The following is a 21,317-nucleotide window of genomic DNA, read 5'->3' as shown; positions in this document are numbered from 1 at the left end:
AACACCACAAACTTGGCACATTGCGATGCCGTCGGGGAGGCTGGCATCCACCCCATCTTCACCCGAAGCGGCCATTTGCCGACAGCACCCCGAAGTTCCGGTCTTGGGGCGTTGACGGACGCATCGCTGGATCGAAACACGTTCAGTCCTTGCTCTCGATCAGCTTGAAACCACGGGCCAGATAGTATGGCGAGTTAGCGGGCGTTGCTTTAAGTGAACCCCAAAGCAATTACCGCTCGCAAGATGGCCGGTTCAAGCGCGAGGGTGAAGGAAGCGGGGCGCCCACCTCGACCTGAACAAGCTCCGGAAAACCCTTTCTGCAGGCAGCAAACAGGAAATGGCGCGGGCGTTTCAAGCCAACGTCATGCCGCCGTCGACATGCAACTCGATGCCATTGACGAAACTACCTGCCTTGGAGGCGAGGAAAAGAGCCGCCCGCGCGAGTTCTTCAGGCCGGCCAAGCCGCCCTGCCGGAATGAGTGACGCCATGTGCTGTTCGAATGCCGGACGCTCGGCCTCCGAAACACCGAGCTTGCCCAAGATGGCGGTGTCGACCGGTCCTGGGCTCAGGATGTTGACGCGAATCCGCCGCGCCTTGAACTCCATCGTCCAGTTCTTGGCGAATGCTGCGACTGCTGCCTTTGTACCGGCATAGACGGTATGATCCGGAAGGACTTTCGTCGCGGCCAGTGAACTCGTGATGATGATGCTGCCGCCATCGCGGATCAGCGGCTCGATCGTCTGCACGCCGAAGAACACCCCACGCGTGTTGATGGCAAAGTGCCGGTCGTACTCTTCCGGCGTGATGTTGCCGGAAGCTGTGAGATTAATGATTGCGGCATTGGCCATGTAGATGTCCAGGCCGCCAAAGCGGTTCTTGACTGTCTCCGCGAGAGTTCGATGATGCGCGATGTCAGCGACGTCGCCAACGATGCCAATCGCGCCATGGCCGATTTCGCCCACTGCCTCATCGACAACGTCCTGCCGCCGACCAGTGATGATGACCTGCGCCCCTTCTTCCGCAAACAGCTGCGCGGTCGCCTTGCCTATGCCGCTGTTGCCACCCGTGATGACGGCGACCTTGTCTTTCAAGTGCTGCATCGCTTAACTCCATTTCCGTTGACCTTTGAGATAAACGCCGGCGCCGTGAGCTGTTAGATCGATGTCGGGCACATGATTTGTGCCCCGGAGGTGCAAGTGCCAAATCTGCTGGGCGAGACGTCAGGACTGATGGCATTTGTGCGGACTGTGGAGGCCGGCTCCTTCAGCGCTGCCGCGCGCGACTTGAATACGACGCCATCTGCGATATCCAAAAGTGTGGCGCGGCTGGAAAAGAAAACCGGAACGCGCCTCTTTCTCCGCTCCACACGCGCGCTGACCCTCACCCAGGACGGTCAGGTCTTTTTCGAACGTGTTGCGCCGCTTTTGCGGGACCTCGATTCGAGCGACGAGGTGATCATGTCGCGGGCCGGGCCGGCAGGGCGGCTGCGGGTCAGCATGTCGGGTGAACTGGCGCCGCTGCTGCTACCCGCCGTGTTTACCGATTTTGCGACTGCTTATCCCGATCTGCATCTCGACGTCGGACTGACAGATCGGTTCGTGAATCTGGTCAAAGAGGACTACGACGTCGTGTTGCGCGTGGGCTATCCCGCGCAGGGCGACTTGATGGTACGCCACCTGGCAGATCTGCCAATGGTCGTGGTTGCATCGCCGCCCTTTTTCCGCAGGTGGGGCAGTCAGACGTCCGCAGAAGCGCTCGCAGGCTTGCCCTTCGCTCGGTTCGCATTGGATGGCATGGTGGCGCCAGTGCGCTTGGGCGATGGAACCAGCTTTGCCCCCTCCGGCCGCGTCGACTGCGACTCGGGATTGGCGATGATCCAGGCGGCGCAAAGCGGACTTGGTGCGGCTTACCTTTTACGATGCCTGGTGGCAGCAGAATTGAAGTCCGGCACGCTTGTAGATCTCGCGCCACGGATCTCCCTTCCCAAGCTTCCCTTCAATGCTCTACACGCTTTCGGGCGCACCCCGCCCTTGCGGGTGAGACTGTTCTGCGACTTCGTCGCTGAAGCAGCGAAAGCGATCGCAGTAATGTAAGTCGCGACCGTGAGGCGTTTCGGAATGCGACCTGCCTGTATAAAGATCGGTGAATTCAAGCACTGCCTCTTCAGCAGTAGAAACGACGGCGTCTTACCCGCCGTGGTCCTCCCTTCGTCCCGGGCGCGCCAACAGTCGAGTTTTAGTCGCGTTGACACGGGCGGTGCCTGTCGTCATAGTTGCGGCCAAACCCCTCTGCATCTCCAGCAGTCACGAGCCCAGGCAAGCACCAGTCATGAGCAAGCCCAACTTGCATGATCATTCGGGAGATCTGTCGGCCGCGGCGCAAAAGAGCAACGCATCGAATGTAAAGGGGCGTGCCGCCGATGCGGAGATGGCCCGCGCGCTCGGGACCACTCCATTTCGCATGGCATTGGATCCCTCCGGTGGCGGGATCGCCCACTGGAAACATGACCCATTGCACGATGTCGTCGAGCCGATGGGCGATCACGTCATCATGGCTTACAACGGCGTGGTACAGCGTATGGAGCGGCGATCAGGAAGATCGGTTTCGCCTGGAACGTTTCGTCGTGGGGTTGTGGTCATCATTCCGGCCGGATCAAGCTCCCGGTGGGATATTCCGAAACCTGTTGATGTCGTTCAGCTCTATCTTCCTCCCGCAATGCTGAAGCGTGTCGCGGACGAGGCCGAGACCGCCACACAGACCGATCTCCTCGACCGAACGGCGCATACCGACCCCATTACATCCCGATTGCTCTTGGGCGCGGTCGATGCCCTGGACGGAAATGGGCCCCTGGATACATTGTTCAGGCAACAGCTGACAGAGCTGCTTGCCACGCGCCTCCTGCTTGCGCACGTCGGCTCGCCAACCACCCACCAGCCAGTCGTCGGTGGGCTGTCGCCGACGGTGATGCGCCGCGCCATCGAACGCTTACGCTCGGATAGCGATGCGGACGTCTCTCTCGCTGCTCTCGCTTCGGATGCCGGCCTGTCGCGCTTCCATTTCTGCCGTTCCTTCAAGGAAAGCACCGGGCTTTCGCCGCATGCCTGGCTGCGCCAATACCGGCTTGATCAGGCCATGGACATGCTGCGTGACCCCGATATGTCGGTCGCATCGGTTGCCGCGGCGCTCGGCTATGCCTCGCAAACCGCCTTCGCTGCGGCGTTCAGGCAGTTGACCGGCGAGACCCCGACCGAATGGCGACAGCAATCGCGCTAGCAGGAATTGCTTTCGGCCAGGTCAATCGCTCAGGGGCAGCCAGCCATCTGGCAACACTCCAAGAGCGATTTCGGAGTACCTCGCGGCGGAAACAGGGTCTTCCATCCAGTTAAAAGACCAGCCACGTCACGAAGGGCGTCATAACCGCGGTCAGCCAGCAGCGCTGGCTTCGGACGCCGGCCTGTCGCGCTTCCAACTCTGCCGCGCTTTCAAGGAGAGCACCGGCTCTCGCATCGTCCGGCTCCCCAGCCGGACGATGCCGCGCGACACCGACGAATCGGTCGTCTCGATTGCCGCGGCGCTTAGCTCCTCCAGACTGCCTTCGCGGCCGCATTCAGGAAGCTGACCCGCGAAACCCTGCTCGATTGGTGGAGGCGCAGTGTTAGCAGCAATCGCTCTATAGCGGCGGCAATCGCTCTGGGGCAGCCGCAAGTCAAGTTCGATAGATTCATCATTGTGACGCACCAGCAATGAACGTGTCACCGATCTCTGAACACCTCACCGGCATCGATCGCGCTTTCACGCGGAGAGCGCGGTCGGCGCAGGATCGAGCGCCAACATCGAACGCAGGAGTTTTCAAAGATGAACCAGATTATCTCCAACACACAGCAGCAGACAAACATGAGCTTGGACAACACCTCACCCTCCGGTAGATCGAGACCCGAAGAGTTGGTTCCGTCGCGCTACGCGGTGCAGGTCGGCGAGATTGAAGTGCTGGTAATCAGCGACGGGGTGCTGCCGCTCCCAACCCAGATGTTGGGACACAACGCCGACCCGGCCGCCCGGGCGGCCTGGCTGAAGGACATGTTCCTGCCGCAGGACGCCTTCGACTGGGCGCTGAATGTGGTCGTGGTGCGGAGCGGCGACCAGACCATACTCATCGACGCTGGGCTAGGGTTGGATCCGGACCTGAACTTGCCGCGGGCCGGGCAGTTGATCAAGCGACTGGAGGCCGCCGGCATCGACCTTGCATCGGTGACCGACGTGGTGCTTACCCACATGCACATGGATCACATCGGCGGACTGCTCGTCGAGGGGGTGAGGGAGCAGCTGCGTCCGGACCTGCGGATCCATGTGGCGGCCGCCGAGGTTAAATTCTGGGAGGCTCCCGACTTTACCCACGTCTCCATGCCGCCGGGCTTCCCGGACGCGCTTCGCGCGACCGCCAAGCGGTTCACGAAGGAGTATCAGAGCCAGCTGCGGCTGTTCGATGAGGAGTACGAGGTGGCGCCGGGCGTGATCGTCTCTCGTACCGGCGGCCACACCCCCGGGCACAGCGTGGTCCGCGTGGCGTCCGGCGGCGACCGGCTGATGTTCGCCGGAGACGCCGTGTTCGCGGTCGGGTTCGAACACCCCGATTGGCACAACGGTTTCGAACACGACCCCGAGGAGGCGGCGCGCGTTCGGGTCCGTCTTTTGCGCGAGCTGGCGGAAACCGGCGGACAGCTGGTGGCCACTCACCTGCCGTTCCCGTCCGTCGGCCGGGTGGCGGTCGACGGCGACGACTTTCGTTGGGTCGCGGCCTTCTGGGACTACTGACCCCTTGTTGGGTTAGGGCTGAACTGGGTGCGTATCCTTCCAGTTCGGCCGACACGCCTATGGCCTGGACTGGACCGGCCCGAGCTAAGACGGCGCAACCACCTACTGGAACGAATGAACAATGCGGTGCGCTGAGCGCCCGCGAATGGAGAAACTCATGAAAATCGTCATCATCGGCGGAACCGGCCTGATAGGTTCAAAGACAGCCGACCGCCTTCGCAAGCAAGGCCATGAAGTCATTGCCGCCGCTCCGAACACCGGCGTCAACTCGATTACCGGCGAAGGTCTCGCCGAGGCGCTCGCCGGCGCCTCCGTCGTTATCGACCTCGCAAACTCGCCGTCCTTCGAAGACAAGGCCGTGCTCGAATTCTTTGAGACGTCGGGCCGCAATCTGATGGCTGCGGAAGAGGCCGCCGGCGTAAAGCATCACATCGCGCTTTCCATCGTCGGCGTCGATCGGCTGCCTGACAGCGGCTACATGCGGGCCAAGGTCGCCCAGGAAAAGATCATCCGGGAATCCGGCATTCCCTACACGATCGTCCACTCGACGCAATTCATGGAATTCCTCAGCGGCATCGCCCAGTCCGGCACGATCGGCGACACGGTGCATCTGTCGCCAGCCTACGTCCAGCCCATCGCCTCGGACGATGTGGCCGACAACATGGCCGCTGTTGCGACGGCCGCGCCGATCAATGGCGTTGTGGAGATCTCGGGGCCGGAGCGTGTCCGGCTGAACGAACTCGTTGCTCGCTACCTGAAAGCAATGGGCGATGCTCGCAAGGTCGAGGCAGATCCGGAGGCTCGCTACTTCGGCGCCAAACTGGAAGATGGCTCGCTCGTCTCCGACAACAATCCCCGCATCGGCCGCATCACCTTCGAGCAGTGGTTCCCAACCGCAGCGCGGAAATGACCGAGCACCGGTGCGTCGCATGAGGCGGCGCACCTTCCGACCTCACGAAAGGAGTTTAGACATGATCAAGCCAATCTTTGCCGCCTTTGCCATGACGGCTCTCTTGTCCGCTGCCGCCTCTGCTGACGACGTCGGCGATAAGGATGCTACGGTCACGCTGGTTTACGAGCACGAATTGCCGAATGTTCCGGGCAAGAGCATGAAAGGTGTTCTCGTTGAATATGGTCCCGGCGGCCTCTCCTCGGCCCACACGCATCCGGAGTCGGCCTTCATCTATGCGACCGTCCTCGAGGGTGCCATCCGCAGCCAGGTCAACGACGGTCCCGTCAAGACCTACAAGGCGGGCGAGAGCTTCTCTGAAATGCCGGGAGACCGCCACGGCGTCAGCGAGAATGCCAGCGAGACCGAACCGGCGAAGCTGCTGGCCGTTTTCGTCGTCGACAGCAGCGAGAAGGAACTGACCTTCCCGATCAAGGAGTAGACGAGCGGGCTAGCGGCGGTCTGCGGCATCTGGCCCTTTCCCGATCGTTAAACATCACTGCTGGTGGGCCCTTCCACGCAGCGGACGCTCACCAGCGACAATTCACCAAAGGAGCAAGCCAATGGCATATGTTACCACCAAGGACGGCGTCGACATCTTCTACAAGGACTGGGGACCGAGGGGCGCACAGCCGATCATGTTCCATCATGGCTGGCCGCTGAGCTCAGACGACTGGGATGCTCAGATGCTCTTCTTCCTCTCCAACGGTTATCGCGTCATCGCCCATGATCGCCGCGGCCACGGCCGCTCCTCACAGGTCTCCGAGGGCCATGACATGGATCACTATGCAGCCGATGCCTTCGCCGTCGTCGAAGCGCTGGACCTGAAGACTGTCGTCCATATCGGCCACTCCACCGGTGGCGGCGAGGTCGTCCGCTATGTCGCAAAATACGGCGGGCCGGCAGGCCGTGTTGCCAAGGCCGTCCTGGTCTCCGCCGTTCCGCCGCTGATGCTCAAGACCGAAGCCAATCCCGAAGGTCTGCCGATCGAAGTGTTCGACGGTTTCCGTGCCGCGCTTGCTGCAAACCGCGCCCAGTTCTTCCGCGAGGTCCCGGCCGGTCCCTTCTACGGCTTCAACCGGGGGGGCGCCACGGTGCAGGAAGCGGTGGTCCAGAACTGGTGGCGTCAGGGCATAATGGGCAGCGCCAAAGCTCATTACGAGGGCATCAAGGCCTTTTCGGAAACCGATCAGACCGAGGACTTGAAGGCCATCACCATTCCGACACTGGTGCTGCACGGTGAGGACGACCAGATCGTGCCGATCGCGGCCGCCGCGCTGAAGTCAGTCAAGCTTCTGAAGAATGGCACCTTGAAGACCTATCCGAACTTCTCGCACGGCATGCTGACCATCAATGCCGATGCGCTGAACGCCGATCTACTGCCCTTCGTCCAGGCTTGACGTCCTCAAGGGCGAGCTGCGGCCATCAAATGCCGCAGCTCATTTCTAAGGAAACTGTTCGCCATGGACATCGGCAACGATCTCGTCTGGCTGGCCGGGTTGATCGCGCCTGTGCTGAGGCCGTTGCGACCGGCCTAGAGTTGGTCGGTGATAGGCATTTCGCTTCAACGACCCGCATCGTCATCGCTCAACGGCGTCGCCGCTTATCAAGAGCGGCAACGATGACGCGCGGCCGTTTGAAACTAAAACCCATGGAGTAAATAACATGAGACTCGTTATTGTAGGCGCCGGCTTCGCCGGTATGTACGCCGCCCTTTCCGCGGCCCGCCTGCGCGACATCGAAGACGTTTCGCCCGAAGAACTCGAGATCGCGCTGGTAGCTCCTCAGCCGATGTTGGTGATCCGCCCTCGGCTTTATGAGCCGAAGCCCGAGACCCTTACCGCGCCTCTCAAGGAGGTGCTTGACGCCGTCAACGTGGTCTACGTGCAAGGCAGCGTCGAAGCCGTCGACACCAAAGCCCGCGCCGTGGACGTCGTCAATGCCAAGGGGGAGCGCAAGTCCCTTTCCTATCATCGCCTGGTGATCGCAACCGGTAGCCGGCTGTTCCGCCCGAATATTCCCGGCCTCGCAGAACACGGCTTCAGCGTCGACAATCTCGATGACGCAATCGCCCTCGACCGCCACCTGCACAAGCTTGCGACTATGCCCGCCTCAAAGGCACGCGACACCGTCGTTATTGCAGGCGCCGGCCTTACAGGAATCGAGGCGGCAACGGAGATGCCTTCACGCCTGCGGACCATCTTCGACAAAAACACCAAGCCGCGCGTCATTATCGTCGATCGTAGCCCTGCAGTCGCCCCGGACATGGGTGAATATCCTCGCCCTTTCATTGAAGACGCATTGCGCACCGTCGGCGTCGAGACGCGGCTCAATGCTGGCGTCGCATCGCTGGACAAATCCGGCGTCAGCCTGAGCACCGGCGAGCGCATCGAAGCCGCGACCGTGATCTGGGCGGCAGGCTTTCGCGCCAATCCGCTGACAACGAAAATTCCCGCCGCGCGTGACAATTTTGACCGGCTGCTCGTCGACAAGTGCTTGCGCGTGCTGTCCGTGCCTGGCGTCTTCGCCACCGGCGACGCGGCGCGCGCAGCATGCGATGACATCGGCAACTATGCGCTGATGTCGTGCCAGCACGCCACCCGCATGGGCGCCTTCGCGGGCAACAACGCAGCCGCCGAACTGCTGGATGTGCCGACCCGGTGCTATCACCAGAAGGCCTACGTCACCTGCCTCGACCTCGGCGAAGCCGGCGCAATCTTCACCCGCGGCTGGGACCGCAAGGTGGAGATGGTCGGCGAGAGCGCCAAGAAGACCAAGCAGGAGATCAACACGGTGTGGATATATCCGCCGAAGGCCGAGCGTGCCGCGGCGCTGGCCTCAGCTGATCCGGAGCGTGTGACGGATCTGTAGGCGCCTCACGCGATAAAAGCTGCGCCCTGCGCAAGGGCGCAGCGACGAGGGTCGCTCCCGGCCCGTGCGACTGCTTTGGCGCTGAGCAGTCGTCCCGCGCCTGGGCAATGAACTTCCGCAATCCACCCCATTGCGGATGTCGAGATTGGCCCAGAGGCTACTTTTTCAACCCGTCGCCCGCGGAATCGAACGACAAATGGATAATCGAGACTCGACGCCTTGACCGGGCGCTTCGGGCGCTGCGACAATCCTATTTAAACTGGCAGGCTACGCAATTTTCTAACACTACCAGCACGAGTTCGCATGAGCAGTAGTTCGACCTCCCCAGAGCCGGACAGCCGCCAGCCCATCTGCGAGCGGCCCAGCAGGCGCCCTTTTTGAAGGCCAGGTCGGAGCGCATTATCTCCTCACTCTCCTAGCAGAGGCAGATCCACGCGGGCTACCGGGCATGACGGTCGAACGCGTCGAACTTCAGCGTGCAGGCGAAGGGCACCCGCTTGATGACGTGATCGTACGGGGAGTGACACGCGCTGGCGAGCCGGCGGTGCTTGAAGTGCAAGTCAAACGAACCATCACCTTCGCCCGCACGGACGCGGTGTTCAAGGACGTTGTGGGGCCTGCCGCGATGGAATCCTTAATCGCGAGCGATACCTTGATTGAGCTCGGGCTGGATCGAGTCACATTCAGGCATGATGTCTTGCGCGAGTGGGGAGTGGCAGCGGTGCTGCGAGACAGGCGTCACGCCACTCCTCAGCCAGCAGCCGCTCCTCGGGCGTCAACTCGCCAAATTGTTGCAATGCCCATGCGGTCGATGAGGCGATCGCTTCTGGCCAAGGGTTGTTCGCCGTTCCGATCTCCAGCCCTTTTACCCGTTTCATGAATTCCGCAGGATTGTCCGCAGCATGGTTCACGACCGGATTGCTCCCTTGCGCTCCCGCGCCGAGAGAGTTTACTGGTTCATTTACGGGTTCCCTTACAGGGTTACTGTCCAGATTCTGGACTCGGCTTTCCCCCCTTTCTGGACACGGCTCACGGTCATTTCTGGACTCGGCCTCGTCCCATTCATCATCAAATCCGGACTCAGGATCGGCCGCTTGTCCGGATTCTGGCCTCGGGTTCGCTCGTCTTTTCTCCTCAAAATCGGCCTCGAAGGGGAAATAATACCGCGTCCGCAGCTGCCGTTTCGTGCCCTGCTCGCGGCGCTGTTCGCGGGCGATTGGCTACGTTTTTCCAACTCGGTGAGATGGACATTGAGCGTCGAACGCGCCATTTCACAATCATACGCCAGCGTATCCTGCGACGAAAAACAGCCCATATCTGGATTGTAGCGGTCGCAGAGATGCCACAACACCACCTTCAGCGCGGGCTTGATGCCCCGCTGGTTAATCGCCCAATTGGTCGCTTCGTGGCTCATTATCGGCCCTCCGGCAGACTCCGGTCGGCGCATCCGTATGCACTTCTGCTCGAATGAGCAGTCACCTGATTCGAGAATCAAGAGGGAGCCAATGAGCTACATTTCGGCATACTTTTTGGGTACATCGCAATTAACGATACTTCACAATAGACTTTTAACTGTTTGGAATTATTCTCTAAAAGAGAAGATCCACTTTGGGAGCCAGGCCCGGCCCGGGGAGCCAGTTTCGAAAGAGCCATTCGCGCCGAGCGCCCGAGTGGCTCTTTTCATTTTGTTGCCCTCAACCGATCTTCATTTAGGTGCCTCATTCGCTTTGCATGGCTTTTCCTGGTGCTCGCGATTGCGACCGAGGTGGTCGGTCTGACCGTCATGAAGGCAGCCTCGACGGCGGACGCCTATATCGGCCATGCGGTCATGTATGCCTCGATCGCCCTCTCCTACGTGTTCCTCGCAAGGGCCGTGAAGGCGTCACCTGTGCGATCTGGGAAGGCTCGGGCGTCGCGCTGATCACCCTTGTTTCCGTGTTCGTCTTCGACCACGTCCTGACCGGCCGCGAGATGCTCGGTCTGTCGATGGCCGTGGGGGCATGTTGCTCGTCAATGCCGGGAGGGCTCGCGAGGAAGAGACGGCGGAGGAAGCAATGGTATGAGTGCGTCCGGTCTCTGCTTCGCCTTCGCGGTCATGGCCGGCATCCTCGACGTCGCGGCAAATCTCGCTTCAACGAAGTCGAATGGTTTCGCAAAGCGCGGCTGGGGTCTCCTTTCCATTCTGCTGGTGCTCGCCGCCTTCGCCCTGCTTGCCGAAGCCGTGAGGGGCATGGACCTTGCCATCGCCTATGCCGTGCTTGGCGGCACCGGCATCTTCGGCACGGCGATCTGCGGCCGGCTGTTCTTCGGGCAGAAGCTGAAGCCGATCGGCTGGGTCGGCCTCATGCTCGTCTTCAGCGCAGTGCTGGTGCTTCACACCGCCTGACGCGGCCGCTTGTTGGAGGGAGACTCCTTGTGCTTCGGCGCTGCCCCATGCGGCCCCGGCCCGGACGCAAGCCAGTCGACGAGGGCGAAATAGGCGCCGTACGGCAGCAGCCGCAGCAACTTGACGGCATAGGTGAAGCGTTTCGGAAAGGTGATCTCGAAGCTTTTCGACTTCAGTCCCTGGCATATCCACTCCGCCGCCTCGTCGGCGCTGACGAGGGCGGGGCGCGGAAGGTTGCTCTTCACCGTGCCGCGCGTTGCGACGAAGCCGGGACAAATCAGTTGGAGCCGTATGCCGATCCGGTCGAGATCGAATTTCAGGCTCTCGGTCATGTTGATGAGAGCCGCCTTGGTGGCGCCATAGGCCGCGCTCATGGGCAGGCCGCCATAGCCCGCCACCGACGACATGATGGCGATCTGCCCATGTCCGTTCGTCTTCATATGCTCGACCAAGGGCACGAGACAATTGACGACACCATGCAGATTGACGGCGAAGCTCCTGTCGAAAGCCTCAAGATGAAGGTCGTCGCCGCGCACCGGGATGGCGACGCCCGCATTGAGGATCGCCAGCGCCACCCGGCCATGCTCGTATTCGATCGCCGTTAGCAACCGCTCCATGTCGCGCGGATCGGTGACGTCACCGTCGAGCACCACGATTTTCCCGGGTCCTTCGGCCTCATGCTGAAGAGCGACGAGCTTCTCATGGCTGCGCGCCGTGACGACGACGGCATAACCTTCCTCCACCAGTCGCAGCGCAACGGCGCGCCCTATTCCGGAGCTTGCGCCGGTGACCCACGCCCATCCATGCTCGGGTCGGGCGGTAAATGCGTTCATCTTTTCGTCCTCGCACGTCGTTCAGGAAAGGTTTCCCTTCCCGCAAGGTTCGGCACGTCCGAACCAGTTGCCTCTCCGACGGCAAAATCCTGCCCACAGTCTCCGCTTCCCGCCCGTCGATTGACAGCGGAGACGATTTTTGCCCGGGACAGGAAAGCGGCGAAACGCTATTTCTTGCCTATTGAACAGAGTGCGCCGAAAACACGCCAATATTTCGGCGATCCTGCTCTTACTCCAAAGGTTTATCGCTTGCCGTTCGTCGAGGTTAATGCTTGGCTGAGGCCCGGCGTCCGTTCCGTCCAGCGTGAGGTTTTCTAAGATGAGTGTCTATCCGTCCGTGCTCGAAGCGATCGGCAATACGCCGCTGATCCGGCTCAACGCCGTGTCCGAAGCCACCGGCTGCACCATCCTCGGCAAGGCGGAATTCCTCAATCCGGGGCAATCGGTGAAGGACCGGGCGGCGCTGTGGATCATTCGCGAGGCCGAGAAGGCCGGTCAGTTGCGCCCCGGTGGCGTGATCGTCGAAGGAACTGCCGGCAACACCGGCATTGGGCTGGCGGTTGTCGGCAGCGCGCTCGGATATCGCACCGTCATCGTGATTCCGGAAACGCAGAGCCAGGAAAAGAAGGACGCGTTGCGCCTTCTCGGGGCTGAACTGGTCGAGGTTCCGGCCGTGCCATACAAGAACCCCAACAACTATGTGAAGGTTTCCGGCCGACTGGCAGCCGAACTCGCCAAGACCGATCCGAACGGCGCCATTTGGGCGAACCAGTTCGATAACGTTGCGAACCGGGAAGCGCATGTCCAGACAACAGCGCCGGAGATCTGGCGCGACACCGACGGCAAGGTCGACGGGTTCATCTGCGCCGTCGGCTCCGGCGGGACGCTCGCCGGAGTGGCGCAGGGATTGCGGGCCAGAAACCCGGCCGTCAATATCGGCATTGCCGATCCGGAAGGTGCGGCACTTTACAATTACTACGCCCACGGTGAACTCAAGGCGAGCGGGAGCTCGATCACCGAGGGCATCGGCCAGGGGCGCGTCACCGCGAATCTCGAAGGCTTTACACCCGATTTCGCCTATCAGATTCCCGATTCGGAAGCAGTGCCCTACGTCTTCGATCTCATCGAAAGAGAAGGCCTCTGCGTCGGCGGTTCCACGGGCATCAATATCGCCGGCGCCGTTCGACTTGCGCGCGAGCTCGGTCCTGGGCATGTGATCGTGACGATCCTTTGCGACTATGGTAACCGCTATCAGTCGAAGCTCTTCAATCCGGACTTCCTTGCCTCGAAAGGCCTGCCGGTACCGGCCTGGCTGAACAGAAATTCGAATATCACCGTTCCCTACGAACCAGTCGGATAATCCTTGCAATGACCAGGACCGTGACCGCCCTCTTCCGCGAGGATTTCTACCTCTCGACCTGCGAAGCAAGCGTCGCGGCCATACTGGAAGACGGCGGGATCGAACTCGATCAGACCTGCTTCTATGCAATGTCGGGCGGACAGCTTGGCGACACCGGTTTCTTCGAGCGAGAGGATGGCAGCCGTATCCCCATCGTGGACACGCGGCAGGGCGCAACCAAGCATGTCATCATCCATGTCCCCGCCGATGGACACGCACGGCCGACGATCGGCGAGAAGGTCGTTCTCCACATCGACTGGCCGCGTCGCTACCGGCTGATGCGGATGCACACGGCTTGCCACCTGCTGTCGGTCGTCTGCCCCTTCCCGATCACCGGCGCCGCCGTCGGCGAGGAGGAGAGCCGGGTCGACTTCGACATGAGCGAGACGATCGACAAGGATGAGGTCACGGCGGCGCTGATGAAGCTCGTCGAGGCGAATCATCCGGTCTACGTGCAATGGATCACCGACGAGGAGCTTGCCGCCAATCCGGGCATCATCAAATCCAAGAATGTCCGCCCGCCCCTCGGCATGGGCCGCGTGAGCCTCGTGTGCATCGGCGAAAACTCCGCCGTCGACAGCCAGCCTTGCGGCGGCACCCACGTTTCGGAGACGCAGGAGGTAGGCGCGATTCACATATCCAAGATCGAAAAGAAGGGTAAGGAGAACCGGCGATTCCGGATCCGTTTCGGATCGGCCGAAGACCGTGATGCCCCTTGAGTCCACGGAGGAAACGACATGACCAACGATAATAACAAAAGAAGCGCCTTCGTCGTTTCCCCGGATTGGCTCGAGCAGCACCTCGACGATCCCAAGGTCAAGATCGTCGACGCCGCCTGGTACCTGCCGGCGCAAAAGCGCGACCCCAAGGCGGAATACGAAGCCGCACATATCCCCGGAGCGGTGTTCTTCGACCAGGATGCGATCGCCGACCAGGCAAGCGGGTTGCCGCACACCCTGCCGTCTGCGGCAGCTTTTGCCGAAGCAGTCGGGGCGATGGGCATCGGTGAGAACGACACGATCGTGGTCTACGACGGACCGGGCATCTTCACGGCGCCCCGGGTCTGGTGGATGTTCCGCATCATGGGCGCGAAGAACGTGTTCGTTCTTGACGGCGGCATGGACGGCTGGAAGGCGGAGGGCAGACCGACGACCGCCGAAATCCCGAGGCCCGCGCCGCGCAGCTTCCATGCGGGCTTCGACGCGAAGGCCGTCACCTCCTTCGAGCGGATGAAGGATACGGTCGAGAACCGCCTCGCCCAGGTTGCCGATGCACGGAGCGCCGGCCGCTTCCGCGGCGAGGAGCCGGAGCCGCGCGCCGGCATGCGATCGGGCCATATGCCCGGCGCCAGAAGCCTTCCCTCCGGCGTCTTTTCCGAAAGAGGCAAGCTCAAGGACCTCGACACGTTGCGCCAAATCTTCGCGAATGCCGGTATCGACCTGACGAAGCCGGTCGTCACGACCTGCGGATCCGGCGTGACGGCTGCAATCATCACGCTGGCGCTTCAATCATTGGGACATACGGACAATACGCTCTATGATGGTTCCTGGTCGGAATGGGGCGGCCGGCCCGATACCCCGGTCGCAATCGGTAGAGAGTGAGAACCATGCAAGGATCGAAGCCTGGTGCGATCACGGCACACGTGACTGAACTCGAGATGACCTCGCCGCCGAAGCAAAGCCTGCCGGTGCCCGTCAATATACACACCGCGATCCTGCGAGTGTCCGACATTCCGCTCCCCTATTATCGCTTTCTCTATCTGCGCGTCGGCAAGCGCTGGCACTGGGCGGAGCGGCTGCGGATGAGCGACGAAGACCTGGCGGCGGTGGTCCACGACAAGCGGACGAACCTGACGGTCCTCTACGTCAATGGTGCTCCCGCCGGCTTCTTCGAACTGCAGCAGCGGGATGGCGACGTCATCGAACTTACCCATTTCGGGCTGATGGAACACGCGCTCGGCCTCGGCCTCGGCAAATGGTTCCTGCTGCAGACCTTGTTTTCTGCCTGGGCGATGGACCCCAGCAAGGTCACAGTCACTACAAACAATCTCGATCATCCCCGCGCCCTGCAGCTCTATCAGCAGTTCGGCTTTTCCCCGGTCGCGACGCGAGAGGCGATCGTTCGGCCTCTGAGCGACGACGAACTCCTTACCTTCGCAAAGAAGCTCTGAACGGCCGCCTGCGGCAAGTTTCGGGTGTCGCAACCAAACACAAGGCGCCATTCTTCTCGACGCTTCAAAACGACGAGGAGAGGCCCAATGGCGCTGCGTTACATCGCGATGTCTGACGTGGAAGCGGAATGGCTACGGCAGGGTGGCCGGGATGCTTATGGCAATCTGCCGGAGCGGCAAATCTCAGACGGCGTGGGCGTTCCATGCCGGCACTGCCTGCGCAATGTCGAGGAGGGCCAGGCCTACCTGATCCTTGCCTATCGCCCCTTTTCGTCAGCCCAGCCTTACGCTGAAACCGGACCGATCTTCATGCATGCTGATGCATGCCCTGCGCCGGACGGGTCCCTGCTCCCGCCTATCCTCACATCCAGCAAGGAATACCTGCTTCGTGGATACGGTTCCAACGAGCGCATCGTCTACGGGACCGGCGGCATCGTCCCTGCCGAAATGCTCGAGCAACGGGCAGAAGAGCTGCTGGCGCGGCCGGAGGTCGCCTCTGTGCACGTGCGCTCCGCCAAGAACAATTGCTACCAGTGCCGCATCGAAACGACCTAAAGACCGGCCCGACATCCGAGGACGCCGGACCGGTTTGACGCGTTCCGCTCAGGCGACGTTGAGCACGCTCTCCGGCGCATGGGAATCATAGCCGAGCGCCTCGGCGACAGGCGCATTCGTCACCCGGCCCCGATGAACGTTGAGGCCCGCCCGCAAATGCCGGTCCTCGGCAATCGCCTTCAGGCCGCGGTCGGCAAGCTGCAGGCCGTAATAGAGCGTCGCATTGTTGAGTGCGTGGGCAGAGGTGATCGGCACGGCGCCCGGCATATTGGCGACGCAATAGTGCACGATGCCGTCCACCTCATAGGTCGGCTCGGAATGGGTCGTCGCGTGCGAGGTCTCGAAGCAGCCGCCCTGGTCGATGGCGACGTCCACGATCACCGCACCCTTCTTCATGCCCGACAGCATTTCGCGGGTGACGAGCTTCGGCGCAGCGGCACCGGGGATCAGCACGGCACCGATCACCAGGTCGGCGGAAAACACCTCATCCTCCAGGGCGTCGATCGTCGAATAGCGAGTGTGGACGCGACCGTTGAAGATGTCGTCAAGTTGGCGCAGGCGCGGGATCGAGCGGTCGAGGATCGAAACATCGGCGCCAAGACCGACAGCCATTTTAGCGGCGTGCAGACCGACGACGCCGCCACCGATGATCGCTACCTTGGCGGGAAGAACGCCGGGCACCCCGCCGAGCAGGATACCCCGGCCGCCATTGGCCTTTTGAAGAGAGGTGGCACCAGCCTGGATAGCGAGACGGCCTGCCACTTCAGACATCGGAGCCAGCAGCGGCAAGCCGCCGCGCTCATCCGTTACCGTCTCATAGGCGATGGCGGTGACACCCGAATTCAGCAGTCCCCTCGTCTGTTCGGGATCCGGCGCCAGATGAAGATAAGTATAGAGAATCTGGCCTTCGCGCAGTTGCGTCCATTCGGAAGGCTGCGGCTCCTTGACCTTGACGACCATGTCCGATCTTTCGAACACGTCCTTGGCCGTCGGAACGATCCGCGCGCCCGCGGCGCGGTAGGCGTCGTCGTCCGCCCCAATCCCCGCCCCGACCTTGGTTTCCACGATCACGTCGTGGCCGTGGGCGACGTATTCCCGCACCGATCCGGGCGTCAGTCCGACCCTGTATTCATGATTTTTGATTTCCTTCGGGCAACCGACACGCATCTTTGCGTCCTCTCCTGTCTGTGCGCTTTCGCAACATTGATGGTGAGACAAGCAAAACAGATGGCGTCGAGAATGTCCTTGCAAAGACGCGTTCATCGGCGCATGCATTTCGTAGTTTATTGCAAGTAATACGGCATTTTTGAGGGAAAGTGCGAATGAGCAACCTGGACGCCATTGATCGTTCGATTCTGCGCATCCTGCAGCAGGACGGCAGGATCTCCAACGCCGATCTCGCCGCCAAGGTCGGGCTATCGCCTTCCGCCTGCTCGCGGCGGGTCGACATCCTCGAGAAAACCGGCACGATCGCCGGCTATCACGCCCGCATTGCGCACAAGGCGCTCGACTACAAGATCATGGTCATCGTGCACATTTCGCTCTCCGGACAGTTCGCCAAGACGCTCGCCGAATTCGAATCGGCCGTCAAACTCTGCCCGAACGTGCTCGTCTGCTATCTGATGTCGGGGGAATACGATTACATCCTACGTGTGGCAGCAAGGGATCTCGAAGACTACGAGCGCATTCACCGCGATTGGCTGTCGGCGCTGCCGCATGTGGTGAAAATCAATTCGAGCTTTTCGCTGCGCGAGATCATCGACCGCCCGAATGTCGGCATTTGACAGCCGCGTGGATCAGCGCCCGACGACGCGGTTGCGGCCGGTATTCTTGGCCGCGTAGAGGCGAATATCCCCTTGCGCCAGCAGTTCGTGAATCCCGGCACCGTCGGCAAGCGTCGATGAAACGCCGAAGCTCGCGGTAACCGGGTGCCCGTTCGGCGTCTTAACTCCAGCGGAGACGGCGAGCCGTATGTCCTCGGCCCGCGCGTGCGCATCCGCATAGGGGAGCCCCGGGCAGAGCACGACGAACTCCTCACCGCCGTAGCGGAACAAGAGGTCCATGGGTCGGAGCTTTGCTCTTACCGTTTCGGCCAGTTTCTGCAGCACGCGATCGCCTTCCAAATGGCCGAACTGATCGTTGACGCTCTTGAAACGGTCGACATCGATGATCATCAGGCTGACCGGGGCACTTTGCGCCACCGCATCGCGGATCATCCGCTGCCCCTCCGCTTCGAAGCGGCCACGGTCCAGCGCACCCGTCAGGGTATCGCGACCCGAACGCGACAACAGATCCTCGTAGCGTTCGCGGAAGGTGAGGTCGTTGAAGACGTCGCCGAGCGGCCGGTCCGAGATCGCCAGGAAAGTATGGCGCGAGGCGTTGAGATAAAAGCCGATGGCGACGGCATAGAAGGGTGCCGCCAGCATCTTGGCCATCCACCCGCCCCAGAACACGTCTGCGGGCGCGCCATTCACAAAGTGGAGCGCGGCATAGAAGCCGACTTGGTCGAATGTCAGCACGACGACGCCGCAGATCAGGAAGCGCATTGTGACGAAGCGGCGGAACCATCGACCGAGCTTCTCGTAAAGCAGGATGATGATCAGGGAATCGAAATAGAGGAGCGTCGTACCCCAGACCATCAGCCAGCCCATCTCGTCGATGAAGGCGATATCGGCGACACGGCCGGCGACGATCGATACCGTATCATGTCGCCTCAAGAGCAGGCTGAGCGCCACGGTCAGGAAGTTACCGGCGAGCAACCCGTAGATCGGCTGGCGGACCGTTGCCGCGTCCTCCTTCACATAAAGGAGAAGGATCATCATGAGCTTGCCGGAAAAGAACACGGCCGAGCCGGGAGAAATCACCCCGAACGGCAGTTGAACGTAGAAAACGGCGGCAAGATAAGTCTCGATGAAATGCATGACGCCAAGCGCAGCCACGAAGACGCCTAGCCCCAGACGGGCGCGCAAGTGCAGAAGCCCGATCATCGACGCGACATAAACCAAGGCCTCGGCAAGCAGGAGCATGAGATTGGCGTTTGGCATGCGCGTAGAGGACTTCCGATTTCACTTGTCCGGTGCATAAAGCTAGAACTTGAATAAAGCTTTACCGGTCGACGGATGCCGGCGAGGAAGAGACAAGAATCCGCCGCTTTGCCGTTCGGCCGCCATCGGTCATAGTCGCGCGGTCAGGTTGCAGGCCCGGACGCGCGATTGCCGGCGCTTGCACGGTTTGATATGCCCGAACGAGGCTTGAGTACGGAGACCGCCATGTCATCGACGACCGCTCTGCATCCCATTTCCCGCCGCGCCTTGCTCGGCGGCTTGGCCGCCTCGTCAGCTCTCGCCGTGCTGCATCCCTTCTCCGTCAAAGCTGCCGCCAACCAGGCCCATCTCAGGATCATGGAGACGACCGACCTGCACGTGCATGTGTTCCCCTACGACTACTACGCCGACAAGCCGAACGACACGTTGGGCCTCGCACGCACCGCCTCGATTATCGACGCGATCCGTGCCGAGGCGACCAATGCCGTCCTCGTCGACAATGGCGACTTCCTTCAGGGCAACCCGATGGGCGATTACATTGCCTACAAACGCGGCATGAAGGAGGGCGACGTTCACCCGATCATCGCCGCCATGAACGTGCTCCGCTACGATTGCGGCACGCTTGGCAACCACGAGTTCAATTACGGCCTGGACTTCATGTTCAACGTGCTGGACGGCGCGAATTTTCCGATCGTCTGCGCCAATCTGACCAAGGGCGTGCTCGCCGCCGGTCCCCGACAGGACGAACTTTTCCTCAAGCCCTACGTCATCCTCGATCGCAAGGTTAAGGACGGAGCCGGCCAGGAGCACCCGATCCGCATCGGCCTGATCGGCTTCGTACCGCCGCAGATCATGACGTGGGATGCCAAGAACCTCGAAGGAAAGGCAAACGCCCGCGACATCGTCAGGGCAGCGGCAGCCTGGGTGCCGCAGATGCGCGAGGAAGGCGCCGATATCGTCATCGCCCTTTCCCACTCCGGCATCGGACAACAGGCCTATGCCGAAAACCTCGAAAACGCCTCGGTCCCTTTGGCGGCCATCGACGGCATCGACGCCATCGTCACCGGGCACAGCCATCTCGATTTCCCGGGGCCGAAGTTCGAGGCGGTCGCCGGCGTTGACAACAAGACAGGGCTCATCTCGGGCAAACCCGGCGTGATGGGCGGCTTCTGGGGCTCCCATCTCGGCTTGATCGATCTGCTTCTCGAGCGCGACGGCGGCGCATGGCGCGTGATCAGTTCGACGAGCGAGGCACGGCCGATCTATCGGCGGGAGGAAAAGAAGGTCATTGCCGAGGTCGGTGACAAGCCGGAAGTGCTGGCGGCGGCGCAGAAGGACCACGAGGCGACGCTCGCCTATGTCCGCACGCCCGTCGGCAAGACCTCGGCGCCGCTCTATTCCTATTTCGCCCTCGTCGCCGACGATCCCTCCGTGCAGATCGTCAGCCAGGCGCAGACCTGGTATATCCGCGACATGCTGAAGGACACCGAGCACAAGGACCTGCCGGTGCTTTCCGCGGCAGCCCCTTTCAAGGCCGGCGGGCGCGGCGGTGCAGACTACTATACGGACGTTCCGGCGGGCGACATTGCCATCAGGAACGTCGCCGATCTCTACCTCTATCCAAACACCGTGCAGGCGGTCGTCATCACCGGCGAGCAGGTGCACAACTGGCTCGAAATGTCCGCCGGCATCTTCAATCAGATCGCTCCCAGATCGACCGATGCGAACCTGATCAACGGCGATTTCCCGTCCTACAATTTCGACGTGATCGACGGCGTCACCTATCAGATCGACCTTTCCCAGCCGGCCAAATACGACAAGGACGGCAATCTGGTGAACGCGGCTGCGAACCGCATCCGCGACCTGCAGTACGACGGTAAGCCAATCGATCCGGCCCAGAAATTCGTCGTGGCGACCAATAATTATCGCGCCGGCGGCGGCGGGCATTTTCCGGACATCGCCGCCGACAAGGTCGTCTTCGTCGCCCCCGATACCAATCGCGACGTGATCGTCCGCTACATTGTGGAGCAAGGGACGATCAACCCGTCGGCCGACGCCAATTGGAAGTTTGCGCCGCTCAAAGACACCAGCGTCGTCTTCGACAGCAGCCCGAAGGCGAGGCAATTCCTGGCTGAGGTCAAGGCCGTTACCGTCGAAGACGCCGGCGACGGCGCTGACGGCTTCGCCCGCTTTCGCATCAGGCTTTGAGCGTAACGGCGAGTCTAGAGCACGTCCATTGAAGACGGAGTCGGGCTGAGGATTCCCTTCTTGTGAGTTCGGTGATTCCATCCCTCTGA

21 protein-coding genes and 2 pseudogenes are annotated in these 21,317 nt (G+C 61.5%); 17 read left to right on the top strand and 6 right to left on the bottom strand.

The genetic code is table 11. The features are described 5' to 3' along the window. Positions 1–351: 351 nt before the first annotated feature. On the bottom strand, positions 352–1,101 hold the full coding sequence (locus CO676_RS32110; RefSeq protein WP_014764416.1) for an SDR family oxidoreductase: 750 nt from the start codon (positions 1,099–1,101) through the stop codon (positions 352–354). Between the two features lie 72 nt (positions 1,102–1,173). On the opposite strand from CO676_RS32110, the gene CO676_RS32105 reads away from it, so the two are divergent. The 8 genes and pseudogenes from CO676_RS32105 (at position 1,174) to CO676_RS32070 (ending at position 8,633) form a co-directional block, all read left to right on the top strand. Next, positions 1,174–2,094: a LysR family transcriptional regulator gene (locus CO676_RS32105; protein WP_179875729.1), complete on the top strand. Its 921-nt coding sequence runs from the start codon at positions 1,174–1,176 to the stop codon at positions 2,092–2,094. A 334-nt stretch (positions 2,095–2,428) separates the two neighbouring features. After that, on the top strand, positions 2,429–3,274 hold the full coding sequence (locus CO676_RS32100; RefSeq protein ID WP_245424590.1) for an AraC family transcriptional regulator: 846 nt from the start codon (positions 2,429–2,431) through the stop codon (positions 3,272–3,274). A 160-nt stretch (positions 3,275–3,434) separates the two neighbouring features. Next, positions 3,435–3,652: pseudogene (locus CO676_RS36500) on the top strand (AraC family transcriptional regulator); the annotation flags it as partial. Positions 3,653–3,856: 204 nt separating this feature from the next. Then, the gene (locus CO676_RS32090) at positions 3,857–4,813 is read left to right on the top strand and encodes an MBL fold metallo-hydrolase (RefSeq protein ID WP_097524058.1); all 957 of its coding nucleotides are present in this window, start codon (positions 3,857–3,859) and stop codon (positions 4,811–4,813) included. Between the two features lie 157 nt (positions 4,814–4,970). Continuing rightward, complete coding sequence (locus CO676_RS32085) at positions 4,971–5,723, top strand: SDR family oxidoreductase (protein ID WP_014764411.1); 753 nt, start codon at positions 4,971–4,973, stop codon at positions 5,721–5,723. Between the two features lie 61 nt (positions 5,724–5,784). Then, positions 5,785–6,204 (top strand): cupin domain-containing protein, encoded by a 420-nt coding sequence (locus CO676_RS32080; RefSeq protein WP_014764410.1) that lies wholly within the window; start codon positions 5,785–5,787, stop codon positions 6,202–6,204. A gap of 121 nt (positions 6,205–6,325) precedes the next feature. Continuing rightward, positions 6,326–7,162, top strand: a complete 837-nt coding sequence (locus tag CO676_RS32075; protein WP_097524057.1) for an alpha/beta hydrolase — start codon at positions 6,326–6,328, stop codon at positions 7,160–7,162. A gap of 265 nt (positions 7,163–7,427) precedes the next feature. After that, a complete protein-coding gene (locus CO676_RS32070; RefSeq protein ID WP_097524056.1) occupies positions 7,428–8,633 on the top strand; it encodes an NAD(P)/FAD-dependent oxidoreductase in 1,206 nt (401 codons plus the stop codon). Positions 8,634–9,316: 683 nt separating this feature from the next. Here CO676_RS32070 and CO676_RS34920 read toward each other — a convergent pair. Together CO676_RS34920 and CO676_RS35820 are read right to left on the bottom strand one after the other, a co-directional pair. Next, a complete protein-coding gene (locus CO676_RS34920) occupies positions 9,317–9,544 on the bottom strand; it encodes a hypothetical protein (protein WP_144340236.1) in 228 nt (75 codons plus the stop codon). 62 nt (positions 9,545–9,606) lie between these two features. After that, the gene (locus tag CO676_RS35820; RefSeq protein WP_210202660.1) at positions 9,607–10,047 is read right to left on the bottom strand and encodes a helix-turn-helix domain-containing protein; all 441 of its coding nucleotides are present in this window, start codon (positions 10,045–10,047) and stop codon (positions 9,607–9,609) included. A gap of 306 nt (positions 10,048–10,353) precedes the next feature. Between CO676_RS35820 and CO676_RS37095 the strand changes: the two are divergent. Beyond that, positions 10,354–10,696, top strand: a pseudogene (locus tag CO676_RS37095) (SMR family transporter). Then, positions 10,693–11,019, top strand: a complete 327-nt coding sequence (locus CO676_RS32050) for an SMR family transporter (RefSeq protein ID WP_014764401.1) — start codon at positions 10,693–10,695, stop codon at positions 11,017–11,019. Before CO676_RS37095 ends, CO676_RS32050 begins: the two are co-directional and overlap by 4 nt. On the opposite strand, the gene CO676_RS32045 is transcribed toward CO676_RS32050, so the two are convergent. Continuing rightward, complete coding sequence (locus CO676_RS32045; RefSeq protein ID WP_097524055.1) at positions 11,007–11,852, bottom strand: SDR family NAD(P)-dependent oxidoreductase; 846 nt, start codon at positions 11,850–11,852, stop codon at positions 11,007–11,009. The genes CO676_RS32050 and CO676_RS32045 overlap by 13 nt on opposite strands. 319 nt (positions 11,853–12,171) lie before the next feature. Here CO676_RS32045 and CO676_RS32035 point away from each other — a divergent pair, with 319 nt between their 5' ends. From CO676_RS32035 to CO676_RS32015, 5 genes are all read left to right on the top strand, one after another. Next, positions 12,172–13,212 carry a cysteine synthase A gene (locus CO676_RS32035; protein ID WP_097524054.1) on the top strand — a complete coding sequence of 347 codons (1,041 nt, stop codon included), beginning with the start codon at positions 12,172–12,174 and terminating at the stop codon, positions 13,210–13,212. 8 nt (positions 13,213–13,220) lie between these two features. Further along, positions 13,221–13,970, top strand: a complete 750-nt coding sequence (locus tag CO676_RS32030) for an alanyl-tRNA editing protein (protein ID WP_097524053.1) — start codon at positions 13,221–13,223, stop codon at positions 13,968–13,970. Positions 13,971–13,988: 18 nt separating this feature from the next. Further along, positions 13,989–14,852, top strand: coding sequence for a 3-mercaptopyruvate sulfurtransferase (sseA, locus tag CO676_RS32025; protein ID WP_097524052.1), 864 nt, complete (start codon positions 13,989–13,991; stop codon positions 14,850–14,852). 5 nt (positions 14,853–14,857) lie between these two features. Further along, complete coding sequence (locus CO676_RS32020) at positions 14,858–15,421, top strand: GNAT family N-acetyltransferase (RefSeq protein WP_014764396.1); 564 nt, start codon at positions 14,858–14,860, stop codon at positions 15,419–15,421. Between the two features lie 87 nt (positions 15,422–15,508). Further along, on the top strand, positions 15,509–15,976 hold the full coding sequence (locus tag CO676_RS32015; protein WP_097524051.1) for a DUF1203 domain-containing protein: 468 nt from the start codon (positions 15,509–15,511) through the stop codon (positions 15,974–15,976). A 48-nt stretch (positions 15,977–16,024) separates the two neighbouring features. On the opposite strand, the gene ald is transcribed toward CO676_RS32015, so the two are convergent. Further along, the gene (ald, locus tag CO676_RS32010; RefSeq protein WP_097524050.1) at positions 16,025–17,143 is read right to left on the bottom strand and encodes an alanine dehydrogenase; all 1,119 of its coding nucleotides are present in this window, start codon (positions 17,141–17,143) and stop codon (positions 16,025–16,027) included. A 155-nt stretch (positions 17,144–17,298) separates the two neighbouring features. On the opposite strand from ald, the gene CO676_RS32005 reads away from it, so the two are divergent. Continuing rightward, positions 17,299–17,760 carry an Lrp/AsnC family transcriptional regulator gene (locus CO676_RS32005; RefSeq protein WP_014764393.1) on the top strand — a complete coding sequence of 154 codons (462 nt, stop codon included), beginning with the start codon at positions 17,299–17,301 and terminating at the stop codon, positions 17,758–17,760. Positions 17,761–17,772: 12 nt separating this feature from the next. Here CO676_RS32005 and CO676_RS32000 read toward each other — a convergent pair whose 3' ends face one another. Then, positions 17,773–19,020, bottom strand: a complete 1,248-nt coding sequence (locus CO676_RS32000) for a GGDEF domain-containing protein (protein WP_179875728.1) — start codon at positions 19,018–19,020, stop codon at positions 17,773–17,775. 225 nt (positions 19,021–19,245) lie between these two features. Between CO676_RS32000 and CO676_RS31995 the strand changes: the two genes are divergently transcribed. Then, a complete protein-coding gene (locus CO676_RS31995) occupies positions 19,246–21,228 on the top strand; it encodes a bifunctional 2',3'-cyclic-nucleotide 2'-phosphodiesterase/3'-nucleotidase (RefSeq protein WP_097524049.1) in 1,983 nt (660 codons plus the stop codon). The last annotated feature ends 89 nt before the right edge of the window (positions 21,229–21,317 follow it).

It is taken from the genome of Sinorhizobium sp. BJ1 (assembly GCF_002531555.1).
Lineage (GTDB): Bacteria > Pseudomonadota > Alphaproteobacteria > Rhizobiales > Rhizobiaceae > Sinorhizobium > Sinorhizobium fredii_B.
Note: the sequence above shows the minus strand (reverse complement) of the source record. Positions and strands in the feature narration are given on the sequence as shown.

Bases quoted from the DNA above. Each gene is read 5' to 3' on its own strand.
- CO676_RS32110 (WP_014764416.1), bottom strand. From the start codon at position 1,101: ATGCAGCACTTGAAAGACAAGGTCGCCGTCATCACGGGTGGCAACAGC.
- CO676_RS32105 (WP_179875729.1), top strand. From the start codon at position 1,174: ATGATTTGTGCCCCGGAGGTGCAAGTGCCAAATCTGCTGGGCGAGACG.
- CO676_RS32100 (WP_245424590.1), top strand. From the start codon at position 2,429: ATGGCCCGCGCGCTCGGGACCACTCCATTTCGCATGGCATTGGATCCC.
- CO676_RS32090 (WP_097524058.1), top strand. From the start codon at position 3,857: ATGAACCAGATTATCTCCAACACACAGCAGCAGACAAACATGAGCTTG.
- CO676_RS32085 (WP_014764411.1), top strand. From the start codon at position 4,971: ATGAAAATCGTCATCATCGGCGGAACCGGCCTGATAGGTTCAAAGACA.
- CO676_RS32080 (WP_014764410.1), top strand. From the start codon at position 5,785: ATGATCAAGCCAATCTTTGCCGCCTTTGCCATGACGGCTCTCTTGTCC.
- CO676_RS32075 (WP_097524057.1), top strand. From the start codon at position 6,326: ATGGCATATGTTACCACCAAGGACGGCGTCGACATCTTCTACAAGGAC.
- CO676_RS32070 (WP_097524056.1), top strand. From the start codon at position 7,428: ATGAGACTCGTTATTGTAGGCGCCGGCTTCGCCGGTATGTACGCCGCC.
- CO676_RS35820 (WP_210202660.1), bottom strand. From the start codon at position 10,047: ATGAGCCACGAAGCGACCAATTGGGCGATTAACCAGCGGGGCATCAAG.
- CO676_RS32050 (WP_014764401.1), top strand. From the start codon at position 10,693: ATGAGTGCGTCCGGTCTCTGCTTCGCCTTCGCGGTCATGGCCGGCATC.
- CO676_RS32045 (WP_097524055.1), bottom strand. From the start codon at position 11,852: ATGAACGCATTTACCGCCCGACCCGAGCATGGATGGGCGTGGGTCACC.
- CO676_RS32035 (WP_097524054.1), top strand. From the start codon at position 12,172: ATGAGTGTCTATCCGTCCGTGCTCGAAGCGATCGGCAATACGCCGCTG.
- CO676_RS32030 (WP_097524053.1), top strand. From the start codon at position 13,221: ATGACCAGGACCGTGACCGCCCTCTTCCGCGAGGATTTCTACCTCTCG.
- sseA (WP_097524052.1), top strand. From the start codon at position 13,989: ATGACCAACGATAATAACAAAAGAAGCGCCTTCGTCGTTTCCCCGGAT.
- CO676_RS32020 (WP_014764396.1), top strand. From the start codon at position 14,858: ATGCAAGGATCGAAGCCTGGTGCGATCACGGCACACGTGACTGAACTC.
- CO676_RS32015 (WP_097524051.1), top strand. From the start codon at position 15,509: ATGGCGCTGCGTTACATCGCGATGTCTGACGTGGAAGCGGAATGGCTA.
- ald (WP_097524050.1), bottom strand. From the start codon at position 17,143: ATGCGTGTCGGTTGCCCGAAGGAAATCAAAAATCATGAATACAGGGTC.
- CO676_RS32005 (WP_014764393.1), top strand. From the start codon at position 17,299: ATGAGCAACCTGGACGCCATTGATCGTTCGATTCTGCGCATCCTGCAG.
- CO676_RS32000 (WP_179875728.1), bottom strand. From the start codon at position 19,020: ATGCCAAACGCCAATCTCATGCTCCTGCTTGCCGAGGCCTTGGTTTAT.
- CO676_RS31995 (WP_097524049.1), top strand. From the start codon at position 19,246: ATGTCATCGACGACCGCTCTGCATCCCATTTCCCGCCGCGCCTTGCTC.